Genomic DNA, 17,397 nt, shown 5'->3' on the forward strand with positions numbered 1-17,397 from the left:
GTGCGACGCTGCGGGAGGGGACATCTCGCTCGCGTGGGGGATGGAGGCGCGGGCACGGTCCCCGTATCGTCGTCCCGATGAGCGAGGGCACGGCGGCAGGCACGACGAGGGGTTCGTGGTTCGAGGTCGACCGTCAGCCCCTGCCCGGCGCGACCCCGGTGCAGGCTCTCCGGCGGTTCGTCGGCAACGCCTACGTGGTGCACGCCCGCGCGGGCCGGGCCGAGTTCTGGTGGATCTGGCTCTTCCAGACCGTCCTCGCCCTCGTGCTCAACGTCGGCGTCGGGTCGCTGGTGCGCGGTGCGAGCGTGGCCTCGTGGTCGATCGGCGCTTACGGCTCGTCGCTCTTCGCGCCCTGGCCGGTCGTCGTCCTCGGCCGCCCGGCCGGTGCGGGCCCGGGCACCAGCCTGGGCCAGGGCGCGTCCCTCCAGATCGGACAGTTCTCGCTCGGCCCGTTCGGCCCCGCGGGTCCGGCCTGGGGCGGCACGACCTGGGTCGCCCTCGTCTGGGGTCTCTGGTGCCTGATGACCTTCGTCCCCATGGCGACGCTCACCATCCGTCGCCTGCACGCCGCCCGGGCCTGGGGGTGGGGCTGGTTCTGGCTCGGGGCGCTCATCCCGTTCATGCAGATCGTCGTCGTGTTCATGCTGGCTCGCGAGACCCAGCCGCCGAGTGCCCGCTTCCTGGACCGCGACCGCGACCGCGCCCGCGACCGCGCGCGTGACCGCGACCCCGACCCGCACCGCGCCTCCTGACGCCACCGCACCGCGTTTCGTGCACTGCACCGCGACTAGTCGAGGTGCAGTGCACGAAACGCGGTGCGCCGCCGCACACCGCGCCCCTGGCCAGGCCGGGCACGAGCGGGTAAGCTCGACCTCGGTCGGGCGGTACTCCCGGCCCCGGGCGTGCACGACAGCGCGCAGTCGGGATCACCATCCTCCCCGAGTCACCCACGGTCACGAACGGCACCTGCCGCGAAGGCCGTGCCGCCGGCAGATCGTCACGATCGGCCGGCCCGTGGCCACCATCGGGTCGAGAGAACGGCGCCCGCCGACCACCCCAGGTTCCATGACACTCGCACCCCCGCGCCCCACCGCGCCTTCGTCCACCCCGTCCGCCCGCTTCCCGTGGGCCGGCCTGATCGCCATCGCCGTCGCCACGTTCCTCTCGATCTCGGGCGAGATGCTGCCGACCGGCCTGCTGCCCGAGATGAGCGCCGACCTCGGCGTCACCGAGTCGAGCATCGGCCTGCTCGTCAGCGTCTTCGCCTTCACGGTCGTGCTCACCAGCACCGGCCTCACCCACCTCACCCGTCGCCTGCCCCGCCACCTGATCGTGGTCGGCCTGATCGTCGTCCTCGCGATCAGCGCCGGGCTCACCGCGATCGCACCGACCTACGAGCTCGTGCTCGCCAGCCGCGTGCTCGGCGGTCTCGCCCACGGCATGTTCTGGGCCATCGGCGGCGCCTACGCCGGTCACCTCGTGCCCCGGGCGCAGGTCGGCCGCGCGCTCGCCGTCGCGATGAGCGGGGGCACCCTCGCGTTCGTGCTGGGCGTCCCGCTCGGCACCGCGCTCGGCCAGGCCCTCGGCTGGCGTGAGGCGTTCGGCATCCTCGCCGGGCTCATGGCGCTCGGCGCGGTCTTCGTCTACAAGTTCCTGCCGCCGGTCGGTCGGGGCACGGCGCACGAGTCGGTGCCGGAGCCGGTGACCGACGCGGTCCCGACGCTGGTCGACGGCACCGCGCCTCCTGCGGGGGCCGTCCGTCGCCGTCGCTCGCTGCCGAGGCCGAGCGTGCTCGGCGTCGTCCTGAGCTGCGTGATCACGGCGGTCTTCATGATCGGCCACTACTCGTTCTTCACCTACATCACGCCCTACCTCGTGCGCTCGACCGGGGTGCCCGAGCAGGGCCTGGCCGCGTGGCTCTTCGCGTTCGGCATCGCCGGGGCCGTGGGGCTCGGCATGGTCGGGTGGTTCCTCGGGGCGCGACCGCGCGTGAGCATCCCGATCGGCGTGGCCGTGGTCGGACTGGCCGTGAGCGGCATGCTCGTGTTCGAGGGCATGCTCGTGCCGTCACTGGTGGCCTTCGTGCTGTGGGGCGTCACGTTCGGAGCGCTGCCGCCGCTGTTCCAGACCCGGATGCTGCAGGTCGCCCCCGAGCGGATGCGCGACCTCGCGAGCGCGTTCTACACGACCGGCTTCAACGCCGGCATCGGCGGCGGAGCACTGATCGGTGCCCTCGTGCTCGACGGGTCCGGGCTCGACTCGCTGCCCGTCCTCTACATCGTGGTCGCCGCGGTGGTGCTCGTCGCCGTGCTGGCGAGCGACCGTCTGCTCGCCCGTCGGTCGGCCCGCCCCGGCGCCTGAGCGGCGCCGCCGGGACGAACAAAGACGCAGGAGGCGCGACTCGCGTGAGTCGCGCCTCCTGCGTCCGAGGCGGTGCGGGTGGTGCCGGTGGGTCAGCGACGGCGACCGGGCTGCTGGTAGCCGCCGGCCTGGCCGTTGCCGCCACCGCGCTTGTTCATGATCTTCTTGATGACGAAGCCCACGATGAGCGGGGCGAAGCGTCGGAGCAGTGATGCCATGGGGTGCCTCCTGGGGCGATGGTGCACGGGTCGTGCGGTCGAGCCGGTCGGCTCGGTGGGGTGCGGCCCGCGGTGCTGCGGGGACGATCGTGTCGGGACGACCGCCGCGGGTACCAGTGAACTCGCTGTCTACTGAACCCGCTGCGAGTCGTTCGTGCCGTCCGAGTCGTCGTCCTGTCCGGCGATGAAGATGTCGCTGACCTCGATGTTGATCTCGACGACCTCGAGCCCGACGAGCTGGGTGATGGCGTCGGCGACGGCCTGGCGGACGTCGTCCGCCACCTGCTGCACCGACAGCGGGTAGTCGACGACGATGCTGAGGTCCGCGGCGGCCTGGGTCTCGCCGACCTCGACCTTGACGCCCTGGCCGTGGTCCTGCTGGCCGACGGCGGTGCGCAGCGCACCCACGGCACGCGACGCGCCGCCACCGATCGAGTGGACGCCGGGCACCTGACGGGCGGCGATGCCCGCGACCTTGGCGACGACGCCGTCGGCGATCCGCGTGGTGCCCGCGGCGTCGGACGACACGGTCGAGGCACCGTCCACGCGCGCGGCGCCGTCGACGCGCGAGCTGCTGGTCAGGGTGGCGGGGGTGGGAGCGGCGGTGTTCGACATCTCGGGTCCTCTTTCGGCTGGGGGAGTCGTGCGGATGGTCGTGCGGTGGTCGTCGTGCGAGCGGGCGTGTCCGGGCGAACCGGGGCGACCCGGGCTGCACGTCAATGAGACGCCGCGCCCGCCCCGTTCGTCACGGTGAACATGCTGGCAACCCGCTGAGTGCCCACGTCTACTGTCGGGGCATGCAGCGCACCCGGTGGATCTTCCTCGACCAGCTCGGCCCGCACTTCGACGACGGCGACCCGATGCTGCTGGTCGAGAGCCGGTCGTCGTGGCGGGGCCGCACCCTGCACCGCGCCAAGCTGCAGCTGATCCTGTCGGCGATCCGGCACCGGGCGGCCGAGCTCGGCGACCGTGTCGACTTCCGGCAGGTCGAGCACTACTCCGAGGCCCTCGAGGGGCGGGACGACCTGCAGGTGGTCGACCCCACCTCGTACCGGGCGCGCCGTCTCGTGCGGTCGGTGGGAGCCGAGGTGCTGCCGAGCCGCGGCTTCGTCTCGAGCGAGGCCGAGTTCGCCGAGTGGGCCGCGGGTCGGCAGGGCGGACGCGGTCCGGGCCGGTCCGCAGGCGCGACGGCGGACGCCGACGACGCCCGTCGAGGAGGCGCGGGTCGACCGACCGGCGCGTCCGGCGGTCGACCGGCACCGCGCCTCCTCATGGAGGACTGGTACCGGGCGGTGCGCCAGCGCACCGGACTGCTGATGGAGGGCCCGCAGCCCGTCGGAGGCCAGTGGAACTACGACCACGACAACCGCGAGAAGCCGCCGAAGGGGGCGGCCACGCTCGGGCTGCCGCCGCAGGAGTGGCCCGAGGAGGACGAGATCGACGCCGAGGTGCGGGGCGACCTCGAGCGCTGGGAGCGTGACGGGGTCGTCCGGCTCGTCGGCGACGACGCGCCCCGACGGTTCGCGGCGACCCGGGCCGAGGCGACGGCCGCGCTGGCGGACTTCGTCGAGGTGCGGTTGCCCGACTTCGGCCCGTTCGAGGACGCCACGCTGTCGGGCGACTGGACGATGGCGCACTCCCTGCTCAGCGCCCCCATGAACCTCGGGTTGCTCGACCCGCGCGAGGTCGTCGAGGCCGCCGTCGCGGCGTACCAGGCCGGCGATGCGCCCCTGCGCAGCGTCGAGGGGTTCACCCGGCAGATCGTCGGCTGGCGTGACTGGGTCTGGCACCTCTACTGGCACCTCGGCGAGGACTTCGCGACGACGAGCAACGCCCTCGGGGCGACGCAGCCCCTGCCCGACGTGTTCGCCGGGCTCGACGTCGAGGCCGTCGAGGCCGAGTGCCTCAGCGAGACGCTCGACGGCCTGCGGCGGCACGGCTGGAACCACCACATCCAGCGGCTGATGATCCTCGGCAACTGGGCCCTGCAACGCGGGGTCGACCCGGCGGCCCTCAACCAGTGGTTCGTCGACATGTACGTCGACGGCACGCCCTGGGTGATGCCGGCCAACGTCGTGGGCATGTCGCAGCACGCCGACGGCGGGATCGTCGCGACGAAGCCGTACGCGTCGGGTGGTGCCTACGTCAACCGCATGACCGACCACTGCGGCTCGTGCCGGTTCGACCCGAAGAAGCGGCTCGGAGAGGACGCCTGCCCGGTGACCGCCGGCTACTGGGCGTTCCTCGACCGTGTCGAGCCGGTGCTCTCGGGCAATCCGCGCATGGGCCAGCAGTTCGCCGGGCTCCGCGGGCTCGCCGACCGCGAGGCCGTCGTCGAGCAGGAGCGCACCCGCACGACCTGGTGAGCCGCGGCGACCGACGCCGCCGGAGGTCGCACCACCGTCGCGTCGTCGAACCAGTCTCCGGGGTGGTTCGACGACGCGGCGACGGTGCGTCCTCGGAGGTGCCCCTCGTTAGGGTGACGGGAGCACCGGGCACAGCGAGCCCGAGGCAGATCACGAGGGAGCCCCCGATGACCACGACCATGCGCAGAACGGCCGTGACGGCCACCACCACGGGCGTGCTCGCCCTCGGCCTGCTGCTCGCCGGCTGCACCCCAGGAGGCGCGGGTGACGGTGACGAGGCCGGTTCCGGTGGGTCCTCGGCCGGCTCGACGGAGGGCACCTTCGACGACCTCGCCAGCTGCGACGACGTCGGCTCGGCACTCGGCGGCGTCGTGGACGGCCTGGAGCTGCGCGGCGACAGCACGTTCTCGGGTGACCAGGCGAACTGCCAGTGGGCGACCCCGACGACGGAGGCCACCGACGCCGCCGACGTGACGGCGATCGTCGTCCTCGCCCAGCGCCAGGAGTTCAGCGCCGACGACATCAGCGCCCAGACCTCGCAGATCGAGGGCACCGAGGGCGTCGAGACCGTCGACGACTCGCGCGTCCAGGCGTTCGGCGGCCAGGCCTTCTCGCAATCGGTGACGCAGCAGGGCATCACGGCCTCGGCCAGCACGGTCCTCTCGCCTCACGGCCTGGTCGCCGTCACGGCGACCGGTGCGGGCGACGCCGCCCCGCTCAGCACCGACGAGACGCTCGACGCCGCCTACGGCCTGTTCGACTGAGCCCCGCCGGGGCGGGCGTCGTCCTCGTGACGCGCCCGCGCCTCCTCGTCCCGCTCGACACGTCGGTCGAGTGGTCCCGAAACGTCCTCGCGTGCGGGCCGAACCACGATTCGGGACCACTCGACGGGTCGCTCAGTCGACGCTGAGCTTCTCGAGCACGAAGTCGGCGATGACGCGTTGGCCGGCGTCGTTCGGGTGCACGCCGTCGGCCGAGAGCAGCGAGGCGACCCCGTCGGCGGGCAGGGCGTCGGCGAGGTCGACGTAGGCGCTGCCGGTCTCGGCCGCGAGGCGCTGCACGACGGCGTCGTACTCGGCGGCATCGCCGGCCAGCCCCTCGGTGAGGTTCGTGCCCGGCACGAACTCGCCCATCAGCAGGACCGACGGCGGGTCGTCGAGGCTCTGCAGGCCGTCGATCAGGGTGCGGTAGTCGTCCTCGAACTGGTCCGGCGTGCGGCTGAACGCGTCGTTGGCGCCGAGGGTGATCGTGACCAGGTCGGGCTTGGTCGCGGCGATCGAGTCGAGGAACCCGGGCAGGTCGGCCGTGAAGGTGCGGGCCGTGGCGCCGGAGCGGGACGAGTCGAAGAGCGTGATGCCGCGGTCGCGATCGCCGTCGAAGGCGGTCAGACCCTCGAGGTCGACCGGCGTCTGCGCGTGGATCGTCACGGTGTGTGCGCCCGCGTCGAGCCCGGTCACCGACGTGATCCCGCTGGTGGCCATGGAGTCGCGGGTGTCGACCTCGATCGCCTCGCCGTCGTCGACGGCGTAGTCGAAGGTGCCGCCTCCGCTCGACCACCAGAGGTCGAGGTCGGTGCCCGTGAACGGGTACGTGGTGGTCGCGCCGGCACCGAGGGTGACCGCGCGGTAGCCGAGGTCGGCGGTGCGGGACGACGCCGACACCGACCCCTCGCTGCTCGAGGCCCAGCGGGCCCAGGTCGACGCCGGGGGAGCGACGGCGAACGCGGCCGGCCGGTAGCCGACCCCGCCCGGAACGTCGTCGGTCGGGTAGCGCTCGCGCAGGCCGTCGAGTGTCAGGTCGATCCACCGGGAGTCCACGGTCGAGGCGCCCATGCCCTCGGAGATCGAGTCGCCGACGGCGACCCAGCGGGCGGAGTAGTCGTCGCGGGCGTCGAGGGCGGTCGCCCAGTCGGCGAGCTCCGAGGAGGCGCGGGTCGGCTGGGGAGAGGAGGTCCCGTCCGCGGAGGCGCCGCCCGTGGGCTCGCTCGGGGCGGTCGGGCCCGCCGTGCAGCCCGTGAGCAGGGCGAGGGCAGCGGCGACCGCGACCAGTCGGGTGGTTCGGGTCATGACGACGACGGTAGTCGAGGGGCGCGGGGGTCGTTCACCGGCGACGGCGTCGGCGCCCTCACGACTCGGTGACGGTGCCGCCCTCGACCCTCCAGTGGCGATCGAGCCGGACCGTCTCGAGCATGCGCCGGTCGTGCGTGACGAGCAGCAGCGTGCCGTCGTACGACTCGAGGGCCTGCTCGAGCTGCTCGATGGCGGCGAGGTCGAGGTGGTTCGTGGGCTCGTCGAGCACGAGCACGTTGACGCCTCGGGCCTGCAGCAGGGCGAGGCCGGCGCGGGTGCGCTCGCCGGGCGAGAGCTCGTCGACCGGACGCGAGACGTGGTCGGCCTTGAGCCCGAACTTGGCGAGCAGCGTCCGCACCTCGGCCTGGGGCCAGTCCGGCACGAGCGCCTCGAACGCGTCGGCCAACGGCACGTCGCCGGCCAGGAGTGCCCTGGCCTGGTCGATCTCGCCGACGGCGATGCTGGCTCCGCGACTCGCGCCTCCTTCGCTGGGGGCCTGGCGGCCGAGCAGGCCGCGCAGCAGGGTCGACTTGCCGGCGCCGTTCGGGCCGGTGATGCCGATGCGGTCGCCGCCGTCCACCTGCAGCGACACCGGACCGAGCACGAACTCGCCCGTCGCGGGGTCGCCCTGGCGGAACACCGCACCGCTGAGGGTCGAGACGACCGAGCTCGACCGGGGTGCGGCACCGATCGTGAACTCGAGCTGCCACTCTTTGCGGGGCTCGTCCACCTCGTCGAGGCGGGCGATGCGGCTCTCCATCTGGCGGACCTTCTGGGCCTGCTTCTCGCTCGACTCGGCCGAGGCCTTGCGACGGATCTTGTCGTTGTCGGGGGCCTTCTTCATCGCGTTGCGGACGCCCTGGCTCGACCACTCTCGCTGGGTGCGGGCGCGGCCGACGAGGTCGGCCTTCTTCTCGGCGAACTCGTCGTAGGCCTCGCGGGCGTGACGGCGGGCCGTCTCGCGCTCGTCGAGGTAGGCGTCGTAGCCACCGCCGAAGACGCGGTTCGACGACTGCGCGAGGTCGAGCTCGAGCACCTTCGTCACGCATCGGGCGAGGAACTCGCGGTCGTGGCTGACGAGGACGATGCCGCCCCGCTGCCCCTGCACGAAGCGCTCGAGTCGTTCGAGGCCGTCGAGGTCGAGGTCGTTCGTGGGCTCGTCGAGCAGTGCGACGTCGAAGCGGCTGAGCAGCAGGGCGGCGAGGCCGACGCGGGCGGCCTGGCCTCCGCTGAGGCCGGTCATCGGGCTGTCGGGGCCGACGGCTCCGTCGCCGTCACGGTCGAGGCCGAGGTCGGCGAGCACCTGCGGCAGGCGGTCGTCGAGGTCGGCTGCGCCGCTGGCGAGCCACCGGTCGAGGGCGGTCGAGTAGACGTCGGCGGGTTCGAGGCCGTCGGCTCGGGGCGCCGGGTCGGGGTCGCCGAGGGCGGCGGCGGCGGCGTCCATCTCGGCGGTGGCCTGCGTGCTGCCCGTGCGGCGGCCGATGTAGTCGGCGACGGTCTCTCCGGGGACGCGCTCGTGCTCCTGCGGCAGCCAGCCGACGAAGGCGTCGCCGGGGTTGAGGGTGACCGTGCCGGCCTGCGGCTCGTCGACCCCCGCCAGGAGGCGCAGCAACGTCGACTTGCCGGCCCCGTTCACGCCCACCACCCCCACGACGTCACCCGGGGCGACGGTCAGGTCGAGGTCGTCGAAGAGGGTGCGGTGCCCGTGGCCGCCGGCCAGGCCCTTGGCCACGAGTGAAGCGCTCATCCGCCCATTCTCGCGTACCGGGCGCCGGCCCGCGAGGCGGCCCTGGCGCCCTCCAGGCGGGGCTGGCATGCTCGGGGGCATGGCCTCCCTCACTCGTCCCCGCCGCGGCAAGATCATCGCCGGAGTCTGCGCCGCCCTCGCGAACCGCTTCGGCATCAGCGCCTTCCTGGTGCGCCTGATCTTCGTGCTGTCGATCATCCTCCCGGGGCCCCAGGTGCTCGTGTACCTCGTGCTCTGGGTCGTGTTCCCGAAGGAGAACCGCTAGACCTCGCCCCACGGGTCTGCCGATCCCCGGGTCGCGGCCCTCGCCCTGCGGGGCGCCGGGCGCGTGGCGCCGGGTTCGGGGCGCTGGGTCAGCCCTTGTGCAGGGACCGCAGCAGCGCCTCCTGCAGGTAGCCCAGCCAGTCGAAGACGTGGCCCATCGCCTGCAGCTGACGGTCACCGCCCTCGGGGAGGCCGTCACCCGTGACCCCCAGGCGCTCGCCGAGGGTCAGGCGAAGGTCGTTGAGGGTGCGCAGCCACGACTGCTGGGCGGCACGGTCGAGCGTCGACCCCGCTTCGCCGAGCGTCGCCAGCACCGCCCGGCCGTTCTCGACCTTGCGCCGGGTCAGGCCGTCGGCCGTGAACCGCCGGAACTCGGCGGCCGCCTCGGCGTCGTCGCGGTACGCCGCCGGCAGGAGGCGCGCCAGGGCCGGATCGCCCTCGTCACCGTTCTCGAGCAGCGACAGCAGTTGACCGACCAGGTCGGTGAGCAGGCCCCGCTCGTCGGCGTCGAGCCGCACGCGGATCTCGTCGCCGCCCCGGGGGCGGACGAACGGCACCAGCGTCACGCCTCGTCCTCCTTCGAGAGGGTCGCCCACAGGCCGTAGTCGTGCATCGCCTCGACGTGCCGCTCCATCGCTTCGCGGTTGCCCGTGGCGACGACCGCACGACCCTCGGTGTGGACCCGCATCATCAGGCGCTTCGCCTCGGCCCGGCCGAAGCCGAAGTAGGTCTCGAAGACGTGCGTGACGTAGGTCATCAGGTTGACCGGGTCGTCCCAGACGAGCGTCACCCAGGGGGTGTCGGGCGAGGTCAGGAGGCGCCGGTCGGCCTCCGTTCCCGTGCGGGTGTCGTCGAGGGTGGGGCTCACCCGTCCAGGGTGTCACACGGTCGCCGAGCGGGTTCCCCGTCAGGGGTCGTCTTGTTATGCTGTGCGGGTCGCGACTGGCGTTCAGATGGTCACCATCGGGGAGCGACTGACACACGTGCGTGGCCGTACGCCTGGGCCACGACATTCGACCTCCGTCCGTCCCGTGTGCCAAGGAGTCCTCCGTGACCATCTCCGACCAGACCAGCGCCCAGACCGCCGCCTCGTCCGCCGAGTCGACCGATCGCCAGCCGTCGACCTTCAACCAGCCGCTCTCGGTCGTCGACCCCGAGATCGCCGCCGTCCTCGAGCAAGAGCTGGGGCGCCAGCGCGACTACCTCGAGATGATCGCCTCCGAGAACTTCGTGCCGCGTGCCGTGCTCGAGTCGCAGGGTTCGGTGCTGACGAACAAGTACGCCGAGGGCTACCCGGGTCGTCGCTACTACGGCGGTTGCGAGTTCGTCGACGTCGCCGAGAACCTCGCCATCGAGCGCGCCAAGTCGCTGTTCGGCGCCGAGTTCGCCAACGTCCAGCCGCACTCGGGTGCCCAGGCGAACGCCGCCGTGCTCGCCGCGATCGCCGACATCGGCGACACGATCCTCGGTCTCGAGCTGTCGCACGGCGGCCACCTGACCCACGGCATGAAGCTCAACTTCTCGGGCAAGATGTACAAGGCCGTGGCCTACGAGGTCGACCCCGAGACCTACCTGATCGACATGGACGTCGTCCGTCGCCAGGCGATCGAGCACCAGCCCAAGGTCATCATCGCCGGCTGGTCGGCCTACCCCCGTCAGCTCGACTTCGCGGCCTTCCGCGCCATCGCCGACGAGGTGGGCGCCTACCTCTGGGTCGACATGGCGCACTTCGCCGGCCTCGTCGCCGCGGGCCTGCACCCGTCGCCCCTGCCGCACGCGCACGTGGTCTCGTCGACGGTGCACAAGACCCTCGCGGGTCCCCGCTCGGGCGTGATCCTCTCGAACCACGAGCCGCTGTTCAAGAAGCTCAACTCGGCCGTGTTCCCGGGCCAGCAGGGCGGCCCCCTGATGCACGTCATCGCGGCCAAGGCGACGGCGTTCAAGCTCGCCGCCGAGCCCGAGTTCAAGGACCGTCAAGAGCGCACCATCCGCGGTGCCCAGGCCCTCGCGGCCCGTCTGACGGCCGACGACGCCAAGGCCGCCGGGGTCGACGTGCTCACCGGTGGCACCGACGTGCACCTGGTGCTCGTCGACCTGCGCGCCAGCGAGGTCGACGGCAAGCAGGCCGAGAACCTGCTGCACGACGTCGGCATCACGGTGAACCGCAACTCGGTGCCGTGGGACCCCCGCCCGCCGATGGTCACCTCGGGCGTGCGCATCGGCACGTCGGCCCTCGCCACCCGTGGCTTCTCGGATGACGAGTTCGCCGAGGTCGCCGACATCATCGCGCTCACGCTGATGCCCTCGCCCGACGTCGAGGCCCTCGCGGCCCGCGTCAAGGCGCTGACCGACGCGTTCCCGCTCTACGCGTGAGCGCTGACGTCGCGGCCGGGACTCCGGCGGACGTCGGGGTCGGGGCCTCGTCACGGGGTGCGGTGGGCGTCGAGCGTGCCCGTTTCGTCCCCGGCGACGACTCGTCCGCCGTGAAGATCGACGGCACGGCTCTGGCCGCCGCCGTCAAGGACGACCTGCGCCTCCGGGTGGACGCCCTCAAGGCCCGGGGCATCGCGCCGGGGCTCGGGACGATCCTCGTCGGGGCGAACCCCGGTTCGCTGTCCTACGTCGCGGGCAAGCACCGTGACTGCGCCGAGGTCGGCATCGAGTCGATCCGCATCGATCTGCCCGACACGGCGACCGAGGACGAGATCCGTCGGGCGATCGAGACGATGAACGCCGACCCCGCGGTCACGGCGTTCATCATCCAGTTGCCGTTGCCCGCCGGCATCGACCCGACGGCGATGCTCGAGCTCATGGACCCGGCCAAGGACGCCGACGGCCTGCACCCGGTCAACCTCGGCGAGCTCGTGCTGGCCGTGCCCGGCGGCAAGGGGTCGATCGACACGCCCCTGCCCTGCACGCCGCGCGGCATCGTCGAGATGCTGCACGCCTACGACATCCCGATCGCGGGGACGCACGTCACGATCATCGGCCAGGGGCTGACGGTCGGGCGGCCGCTCGGGCTGCTGTTGACCCGCCTCGAGGCGACGGCGACGCTGACGCACTCCCGGACGGTCGACGTCGCCGCCGAGGTGCGCCGGGCCGACATCGTCGTGGCCGCCGCGGGCGTCGCGGGGCTGGTCAAGCCGGACTGGGTGAAGCCCGGGGCCGCCGTGATCGACGTGGGCATCACCCGCGTGCAGAACGAGGAGACGGGCAAGTACAAGCTGCGCGGAGACGTCGATCCGGCCGTCGCCGCGGTCGCGGGCTTCCAGTCGCCCGTGCCGGGTGGGGTCGGGCCGATGACCCGGGCCATGCTGCTGAAGAACGTGGTCGAGGCCGCCGAGCGTCCCTGACGCCGGGGCCCGCGGGGCGTGCTGCCGCTGGCCGCACCACGCCCTCACCCCGCCACGAACGACATACGCCGCCACGCAATGACGTGGCGGCGTATTGATCTCGTGGCGGGGAGCACTGCCGCCGCCCCCACCACGCCAGAAGATGGACACAGCGCCAGGTTTACCCCTGGTGCTGTGCCCATCTCGTGGTGCTGTGCCCACCTCGTGGTGCGCTGGCCGTCCCGTGGCGCTGCGTCGCGGTCGTGCCCTCATCCCGCCACGAACTCGACACCCCGCCACGCAATGACGTGGCGGGGTATTAATCTCGTGGCGGGGAGCACTGCCGCTGGCCCACCACGCCAGAAGATGGGCACAGCGCCAGGCTTTTCCCTGGTGCTGTGCCCATCTCCTGGCGCAACACCGACGCCGTGGCGCTGTGCCCGTGGCAGGGCAGCCCGGCGTCAGGCGTCGCGGCGGGCGCCCTCGGCGGCGTGCACCGTGAAGACGGTCGGAGCCGTGTAGCCGGCCTCGGCGAAGGCGGCGACGATCGCGGCTTCGACGTCGGCGCGGGCCTCGGTGGGGACGAGCGCGATGGCCGACCCGCCGAAACCGCCCCCCGTCATGCGGGCACCCACGGCACCGGTCGCCTGGGCGGTGGCGACGGCGAGGTCCAACTCGGGGACCGAGATCTCGAAGTCGTCGCGCATCGACACGTGCGAGGCGTCGAGCAGATGGCCGATCGCCTGCGGGCCGTCGGTGCGCAGCGTGCGGACGGTGTCGAGCACGCGCTGGTTCTCGGTGACGACGTGACGGACGCGACGGAAGGTCTCGTCGTCGAGCAGCTCTTCGGCCCGACCGAGGTCGTCGGCGTCGAGGTCGCGCAGGGAGTCGACGCCGAGGGCGGCGGCACCCTTCTCGCACGACGCGCGACGCTCGACGTAGCCGCCGGTGGCGTGGGCGTGCTCGACGTGCGTGTCGACGACGAGCACCTCGAGGCCGGCGGCGGCGAAGCCGAGGTCGATGACGTCGGCGTCGAGGCTGCGGCAGTCGAGGAACACCCCCGAGTCGGCCTCGCCCAGCAGCGACGCGGACTGGTCCATGATGCCCGTGGGTGCGCCGACGACCTCGTTCTCGGCGAGTTGCCCGACCGCGGCCAGGGCTGAGCGGTTGACGTCCAGCGACCAGAGCTCGGCGAAGGCCACGGCCACCGAGCACTCGAGTGCCGCGGACGACGAGAGCCCCGCGCCGACCGGCACCTCGGATTCGACGAACAGGTCGAGGCCGGGGACACCCGACAGGTCGATGGTCGACAGGTCGCCCCCGGCGGCCGCGAACGAGGGTGAGTCGGCGCGGTCGTGTGCGACCGACAACGCCCAGGCGATGCCGAGGGCGTACGCCGACCACCCCGACATCGATGCCGGGTCGAGGTCGTCGAGCGACACCTCGTGCACGCCGCCCTCGAACGACGACGCCACGCGCAGCAGGCGGTCGTCGCGCCGACCGACGGTGACGGTGGTGCGTCGGTCGATGGCGAAGGGCAGCACGAAGCCGTCGTTGTAGTCGGTGTGCTCGCCGATGAGGTTCACGCGGCCCGGGGCGGACCAGCGTCCGGCGACCTCGGTGTCGAAGACCTCGCGGAAGCCCTGGGGAGTGGTGGTGTCGGTCATGATCGCTCGATCGCCTCTCGGATTCGGTCGGCCTGCACCTCGGGGACGAGGTCGCCCACCCAGGCTCCCATCGCCGCCTCGGAGCCTGCCAGGAACTTCAACTTGCTCTCGGCCCGGCGAGGCGAGGTGATCTGCAGCATCAGGCGCACGGTGTCGCGTCCGACGCCGACGGGGGCCTGGTGCCAGGCGGCGATGTAGGGCGTCGGGTCGTCGTACAGGGCGTCGACACCCCGCAGGAGGCGCCGGTACATGACCGCGAGTTCGTCGCGTTCGTCGTCGGTCAGCGCCGCGAAGTCGGGGGCGTGACGGTGCGGCAGCAGGTGGATCTCGATGGGCCATCGCGCGGCGAACGGGACGAAGGCCGTGAAGTGCTCGCCGGCGAGGACGACGCGGGGGCCGGAGCGTTCGCGGTCGAGCAGGTCGGCGAAGAGGGTCGGCCCGTAGGTCTCGATGCTGTCGAGCAGCCGCGTGGTGCGCGGCGTGACGTAGGGGTAGGCGTAGATCTGACCGTGCGGGTGGTGCAGGGTGACGCCGATGGCCTGGCCGCGGTTCTCGAAGGGGAACACCTGCTGGATGCCGGGCAGCGCCGACAGGGCGGCCGTGCGGTCGGCCCAGGCCTCGACCACGGTGCGGGCGCGTGACTCGCTCAGGTCGGCGAACGACCCGTGGGTCTCGGGGCTGAAGCAGACGACCTCGCACCGGCCGACGCTGCGCAGGGTGCGTTCGAGGCCGATGCGGGTCAGGTCGTCGAGGCCCTCGGGAGCGTCGTCGCTCTCGAGCAGCGGCCCGAACGACGGCGAGCGGTTCTCGAACACGGCGACGTCGTAGACGTCGGGGATCTCGGACGGGTTGGTCTCGCTGGCCGGCGCCAGCGGGTCGAGCTCGGCCGGGGGCAGGAACACGCGGTTCTGCCGCGACGCGGCGACCGAGACCCACTCGCCGGTGAGGACGTCCTGTCGCATGGTCGCCGTGTCGGGCCGCGGATCGAGCGTGCGCGCGTCGACGCGTCGCTCGGCCGTGAGCGTGGTGTCGGCGTCGTCGAAGTAGATGAGTTCGCGACCGTCGGACAGGACCGTCGCGCGTTTCGTGATGGACGACATCGCGCCTCCTTCAGTTCGGGGCACTCGCGACCACGATTTGCAGTTGCGAAAGTACGTGAAAGCATACGAAACTAGCCGGGTGAACGGCAACTCGACCCCGCCCCCGGTGCCGCAGCCCGCGGCGCTGCCGGGCGAGCGGCGCCGCGACCGCATCGCCGACCTCGTCGGGCGTCGCGGCTTCGTCCGCACGGCCGAGCTGGCGCGCGAGTTCCGGCTGTCCGAGGTGACGATCCGCACCGACCTCGAGAGCCTGGCGGCCGACGGCCTCCTCTCGCGCGTGCACGGCGGGGCGCTGTCCGTCGACCGCCCGGCCGAGCGACCGTTCGAAGAAGAGAGCTCGGTCTCGACCGAGGCCAAGCGGGCCATCGGGGTCGAGGCCGCGTCGCTCGTGCGGTCGGGCGACTGCGTCGTGCTCGACGTCGGCACGACCACCACCCAGATCGCTCTGGCCCTGCTCGAACGGCACGACCTCGAGGGCGTCGTGGTCGTGACGAACGGCCTCACCATCGCGCTGGCGCTCGAGCAGGCCGTGCCCCGGTTCACGGTCATCGTGTCCGGCGGCACCCTGCGGCCGTTGCAGCACTCTCTGGTCAACCCGCTGGCGACGAGCGTGTTCGCCAGCGTCACGGCCGACCTGGCGTTCATCGGCTGCACCGGCGTCCACGCCCTGCACGGGGTGACGAACGTCAACCTGCCCGAGACCGACCTCAAGCGCCTCATGACCCAGACCGCCCGCCGGTCGTACATCGTCGCCGACGGCAGCAAGCTCGGCGAGGCCCACCTCGGCGTCATCGGTCCGCTCGACACCTTCGAGGCGCTCATCACGGCGGGGGCCGACGAGGCGCCCGTCGCCGAGCTGCGTCGAGCCGGCCTCGCCGTCGTCACCGCAGGAGGCGCGGGCGGGGTCGACGCGCCTCCTCGCGACCCTGCCCCCTCGCGTCCCTGAGCCCCGGCCCCCGTCGCGGGGCCTCGAGCGATCCCGGACGCCACCGACACCCGAGAGCGAGACTGGAACGATGACGACGAGCAGCCCGACCGGAGAACAGTACGACCTCGCCCTGGAGCACGACGGGCACCGCGTCACGGGTGTGGTCACGCAGGTGGCGGCGGGCATCCGCGCGCTGGCCGTCGACGGCATCGCCCTCACCGAGACCTTCGGTGCCGACGAGGTGCCGCCGTCCGCCTGCGGCATCACCCTCGTGCCCTGGCCGAACCGGGTCGCGCGCGGCCGATGGACGCTCGACGGCCGTGAGCAGCAGCTCGACCTGACCGAGCCGTCCAAGGGCAACGCCAGCCACGGGCTGCTGCGCTACACGGCCTACCAGGTGGTCGACCGCGAGCCCCACGCCGTGACGCTCGGAGCGACGGTGTTCCCCCAGCACGGCTATCCGTTCGAGCTCGACACGAGCGTGCGGCACGAGCTCGTCCCGGACGGCATGGTCGTGACGCACACCATCACGAACGTCGGCCCGGACCGGGCCCCGTTCGCCGTCGGGTCGCACCCGTTCTTCCGTGTGGGCGACCACGATCCGGCGACGCTGACCGTCACGCTGGCGGCCTCGACGCGGTACGAGACCGACGAGGCGAGCATCCCGGTCGGCACGGTGCCGGTGGCCGGCACCGCGTTCGACCTCTCGCAGGGCCCTCGCCTGGGCGACCTCGACCTCGACACGGGTTACCGCGACGTCGAGCCCGACGCCGACGGCATCCGCACGACGACCTTCACGGCCCCCGACGGCTCGGCGACCGAACTTTGGCAAGACCCGTCGTTCGAGTACGTGCAGGTGTTCACGCCCCGCAACTTCCCCCGGGGCGGGGTCGAGGGGCTGGCCGTCGCCGCCGAACCGATGACGGCACCGGCCAACGCGCTGGCCTCGGGCGAGGGCCTGCGCTGGCTCGAGCCGGGCGAGACGTGGACGGGCACGTGGGGCGTGCGGTACCGGGCGGTCGGCGCATGACGGTGACGTGGCGGTTCGTCGCGGCTCGCTCGACGGTCAATGTCCAGAAAACGCGAACCTGAGACCGGCACGATGCCGGGCGCGTAACGTCGACTGCTGTCTCCCCAGGGTCCCGTAACCCTGGCGTACCCCGTAACGACCGCGTCGGCTTGCCCGACACGTGTCGCGAGGAGGCCGAGCGCCCCTCCCGGCCCGAACCGGAGGGGCGCTTTCTCTCGCCCTCAACAGACTCGTCGAGACGCGGAGGCGGACAAGGCGTATGTTCTGCCCATGCCAGGTGGGTGGGACCCACCTGAAATCGGGGGACAGGATTCG

At 72.5% G+C, this 17,397-nt stretch carries 17 protein-coding genes and 1 riboswitch; of the genes, 9 read left to right on the forward strand and 8 right to left on the reverse strand.

Translation table 11 applies throughout. From position 1 onward, the window contains the following. Positions 1–77 precede the first annotated feature (77 nt). Both QRN23_RS03065 and QRN23_RS03070 read left to right on the forward strand, forming a co-directional pair. On the forward strand, positions 78–752 hold the full coding sequence (locus QRN23_RS03065) for a DUF805 domain-containing protein (protein ID WP_285062475.1): 675 nt from the start codon (positions 78–80) through the stop codon (positions 750–752). A 313-nt stretch (positions 753–1,065) separates the two neighbouring features. Beyond that, positions 1,066–2,361 carry an MFS transporter gene (locus QRN23_RS03070; RefSeq protein ID WP_285062477.1) on the forward strand — a complete coding sequence of 432 codons (1,296 nt, stop codon included), beginning with the start codon at positions 1,066–1,068 and terminating at the stop codon, positions 2,359–2,361. A 92-nt stretch (positions 2,362–2,453) separates the two neighbouring features. On the opposite strand, the gene QRN23_RS03075 is transcribed toward QRN23_RS03070, so the two are convergent. Both QRN23_RS03075 and QRN23_RS03080 read right to left on the reverse strand, forming a co-directional pair. Beyond that, positions 2,454–2,579 carry a hypothetical protein gene (locus QRN23_RS03075; RefSeq protein ID WP_255349713.1) on the reverse strand — a complete coding sequence of 42 codons (126 nt, stop codon included), beginning with the start codon at positions 2,577–2,579 and terminating at the stop codon, positions 2,454–2,456. 129 nt (positions 2,580–2,708) lie between these two features. After that, the gene (locus QRN23_RS03080) at positions 2,709–3,194 is read right to left on the reverse strand and encodes an Asp23/Gls24 family envelope stress response protein (protein ID WP_123571216.1); all 486 of its coding nucleotides are present in this window, start codon (positions 3,192–3,194) and stop codon (positions 2,709–2,711) included. 182 nt (positions 3,195–3,376) lie between these two features. Between QRN23_RS03080 and QRN23_RS03085 the strand changes: the two genes are divergently transcribed. Next, positions 3,377–4,945, forward strand: a complete 1,569-nt coding sequence (locus tag QRN23_RS03085) for a cryptochrome/photolyase family protein (RefSeq protein WP_285062478.1) — start codon at positions 3,377–3,379, stop codon at positions 4,943–4,945. Positions 4,946–5,112: 167 nt separating this feature from the next. Further along, the gene (locus QRN23_RS03090; RefSeq protein WP_285062479.1) at positions 5,113–5,709 is read left to right on the forward strand and encodes a hypothetical protein; all 597 of its coding nucleotides are present in this window, start codon (positions 5,113–5,115) and stop codon (positions 5,707–5,709) included. A gap of 132 nt (positions 5,710–5,841) precedes the next feature. Here the strand turns inward: QRN23_RS03090 and QRN23_RS03095 are convergent, their stop codons facing one another. Beyond that, positions 5,842–7,011, reverse strand: coding sequence for an SGNH/GDSL hydrolase family protein (locus QRN23_RS03095; protein WP_285062480.1), 1,170 nt, complete (start codon positions 7,009–7,011; stop codon positions 5,842–5,844). 58 nt (positions 7,012–7,069) lie between these two features. Beyond that, the gene (locus QRN23_RS03100; RefSeq protein ID WP_123571212.1) at positions 7,070–8,761 is read right to left on the reverse strand and encodes an ABC-F family ATP-binding cassette domain-containing protein; all 1,692 of its coding nucleotides are present in this window, start codon (positions 8,759–8,761) and stop codon (positions 7,070–7,072) included. 79 nt (positions 8,762–8,840) lie between these two features. On the opposite strand from QRN23_RS03100, the gene QRN23_RS03105 reads away from it, so the two are divergent. Further along, positions 8,841–9,026 (forward strand): PspC domain-containing protein, encoded by a 186-nt coding sequence (locus QRN23_RS03105; protein ID WP_054147120.1) that lies wholly within the window; start codon positions 8,841–8,843, stop codon positions 9,024–9,026. An 88-nt stretch (positions 9,027–9,114) separates the two neighbouring features. Here QRN23_RS03105 and QRN23_RS03110 read toward each other — a convergent pair whose 3' ends face one another. Continuing rightward, positions 9,115–9,591: a DUF2017 domain-containing protein gene (locus QRN23_RS03110; RefSeq protein ID WP_285062481.1), complete on the reverse strand. Its 477-nt coding sequence runs from the start codon at positions 9,589–9,591 to the stop codon at positions 9,115–9,117. Further along, the gene (gene clpS, locus QRN23_RS03115) at positions 9,588–9,893 is read right to left on the reverse strand and encodes an ATP-dependent Clp protease adapter ClpS (protein WP_502874800.1); all 306 of its coding nucleotides are present in this window, start codon (positions 9,891–9,893) and stop codon (positions 9,588–9,590) included. Before clpS ends, QRN23_RS03110 begins: the two co-directional genes overlap by 4 nt. A 60-nt stretch (positions 9,894–9,953) precedes the next feature. Beyond that, positions 9,954–10,037: riboswitch (ZMP/ZTP riboswitch) on the forward strand. A gap of 44 nt (positions 10,038–10,081) precedes the next feature. Between clpS and glyA the strand changes: the two genes are divergently transcribed. Beyond that, positions 10,082–11,398 (forward strand): serine hydroxymethyltransferase, encoded by a 1,317-nt coding sequence (gene glyA, locus QRN23_RS03120; RefSeq protein WP_082460133.1) that lies wholly within the window; start codon positions 10,082–10,084, stop codon positions 11,396–11,398. 62 nt (positions 11,399–11,460) lie between these two features. Continuing rightward, the gene (locus QRN23_RS03125; RefSeq protein ID WP_056044483.1) at positions 11,461–12,378 is read left to right on the forward strand and encodes a bifunctional methylenetetrahydrofolate dehydrogenase/methenyltetrahydrofolate cyclohydrolase; all 918 of its coding nucleotides are present in this window, start codon (positions 11,461–11,463) and stop codon (positions 12,376–12,378) included. A gap of 440 nt (positions 12,379–12,818) precedes the next feature. Here QRN23_RS03125 and galK read toward each other — a convergent pair whose 3' ends face one another. Next, positions 12,819–14,024: a galactokinase gene (galK, locus tag QRN23_RS03130; protein WP_285062483.1), complete on the reverse strand. Its 1,206-nt coding sequence runs from the start codon at positions 14,022–14,024 to the stop codon at positions 12,819–12,821. Next, a complete protein-coding gene (gene galT / locus QRN23_RS03135; protein WP_285062485.1) occupies positions 14,021–15,124 on the reverse strand; it encodes a galactose-1-phosphate uridylyltransferase in 1,104 nt (367 codons plus the stop codon). The genes galK and galT overlap by 4 nt, the downstream gene beginning before the upstream one ends. A 79-nt stretch (positions 15,125–15,203) precedes the next feature. Between galT and QRN23_RS03140 the strand changes: the two genes are divergently transcribed. Both QRN23_RS03140 and QRN23_RS03145 read left to right on the forward strand, forming a co-directional pair. Further along, positions 15,204–16,070 carry a DeoR/GlpR family DNA-binding transcription regulator gene (locus QRN23_RS03140; protein ID WP_285062486.1) on the forward strand — a complete coding sequence of 289 codons (867 nt, stop codon included), beginning with the start codon at positions 15,204–15,206 and terminating at the stop codon, positions 16,068–16,070. 70 nt (positions 16,071–16,140) lie between these two features. Next, a complete protein-coding gene (locus tag QRN23_RS03145) occupies positions 16,141–17,082 on the forward strand; it encodes an aldose 1-epimerase family protein (protein WP_285062488.1) in 942 nt (313 codons plus the stop codon). Positions 17,083–17,397: the final 315 nt, after the last annotated feature.

Source organism: Frigoribacterium sp. ME-P-080, from assembly GCF_030209595.1.
GTDB lineage: Bacteria > Actinomycetota > Actinomycetes > Actinomycetales > Microbacteriaceae > Frigoribacterium.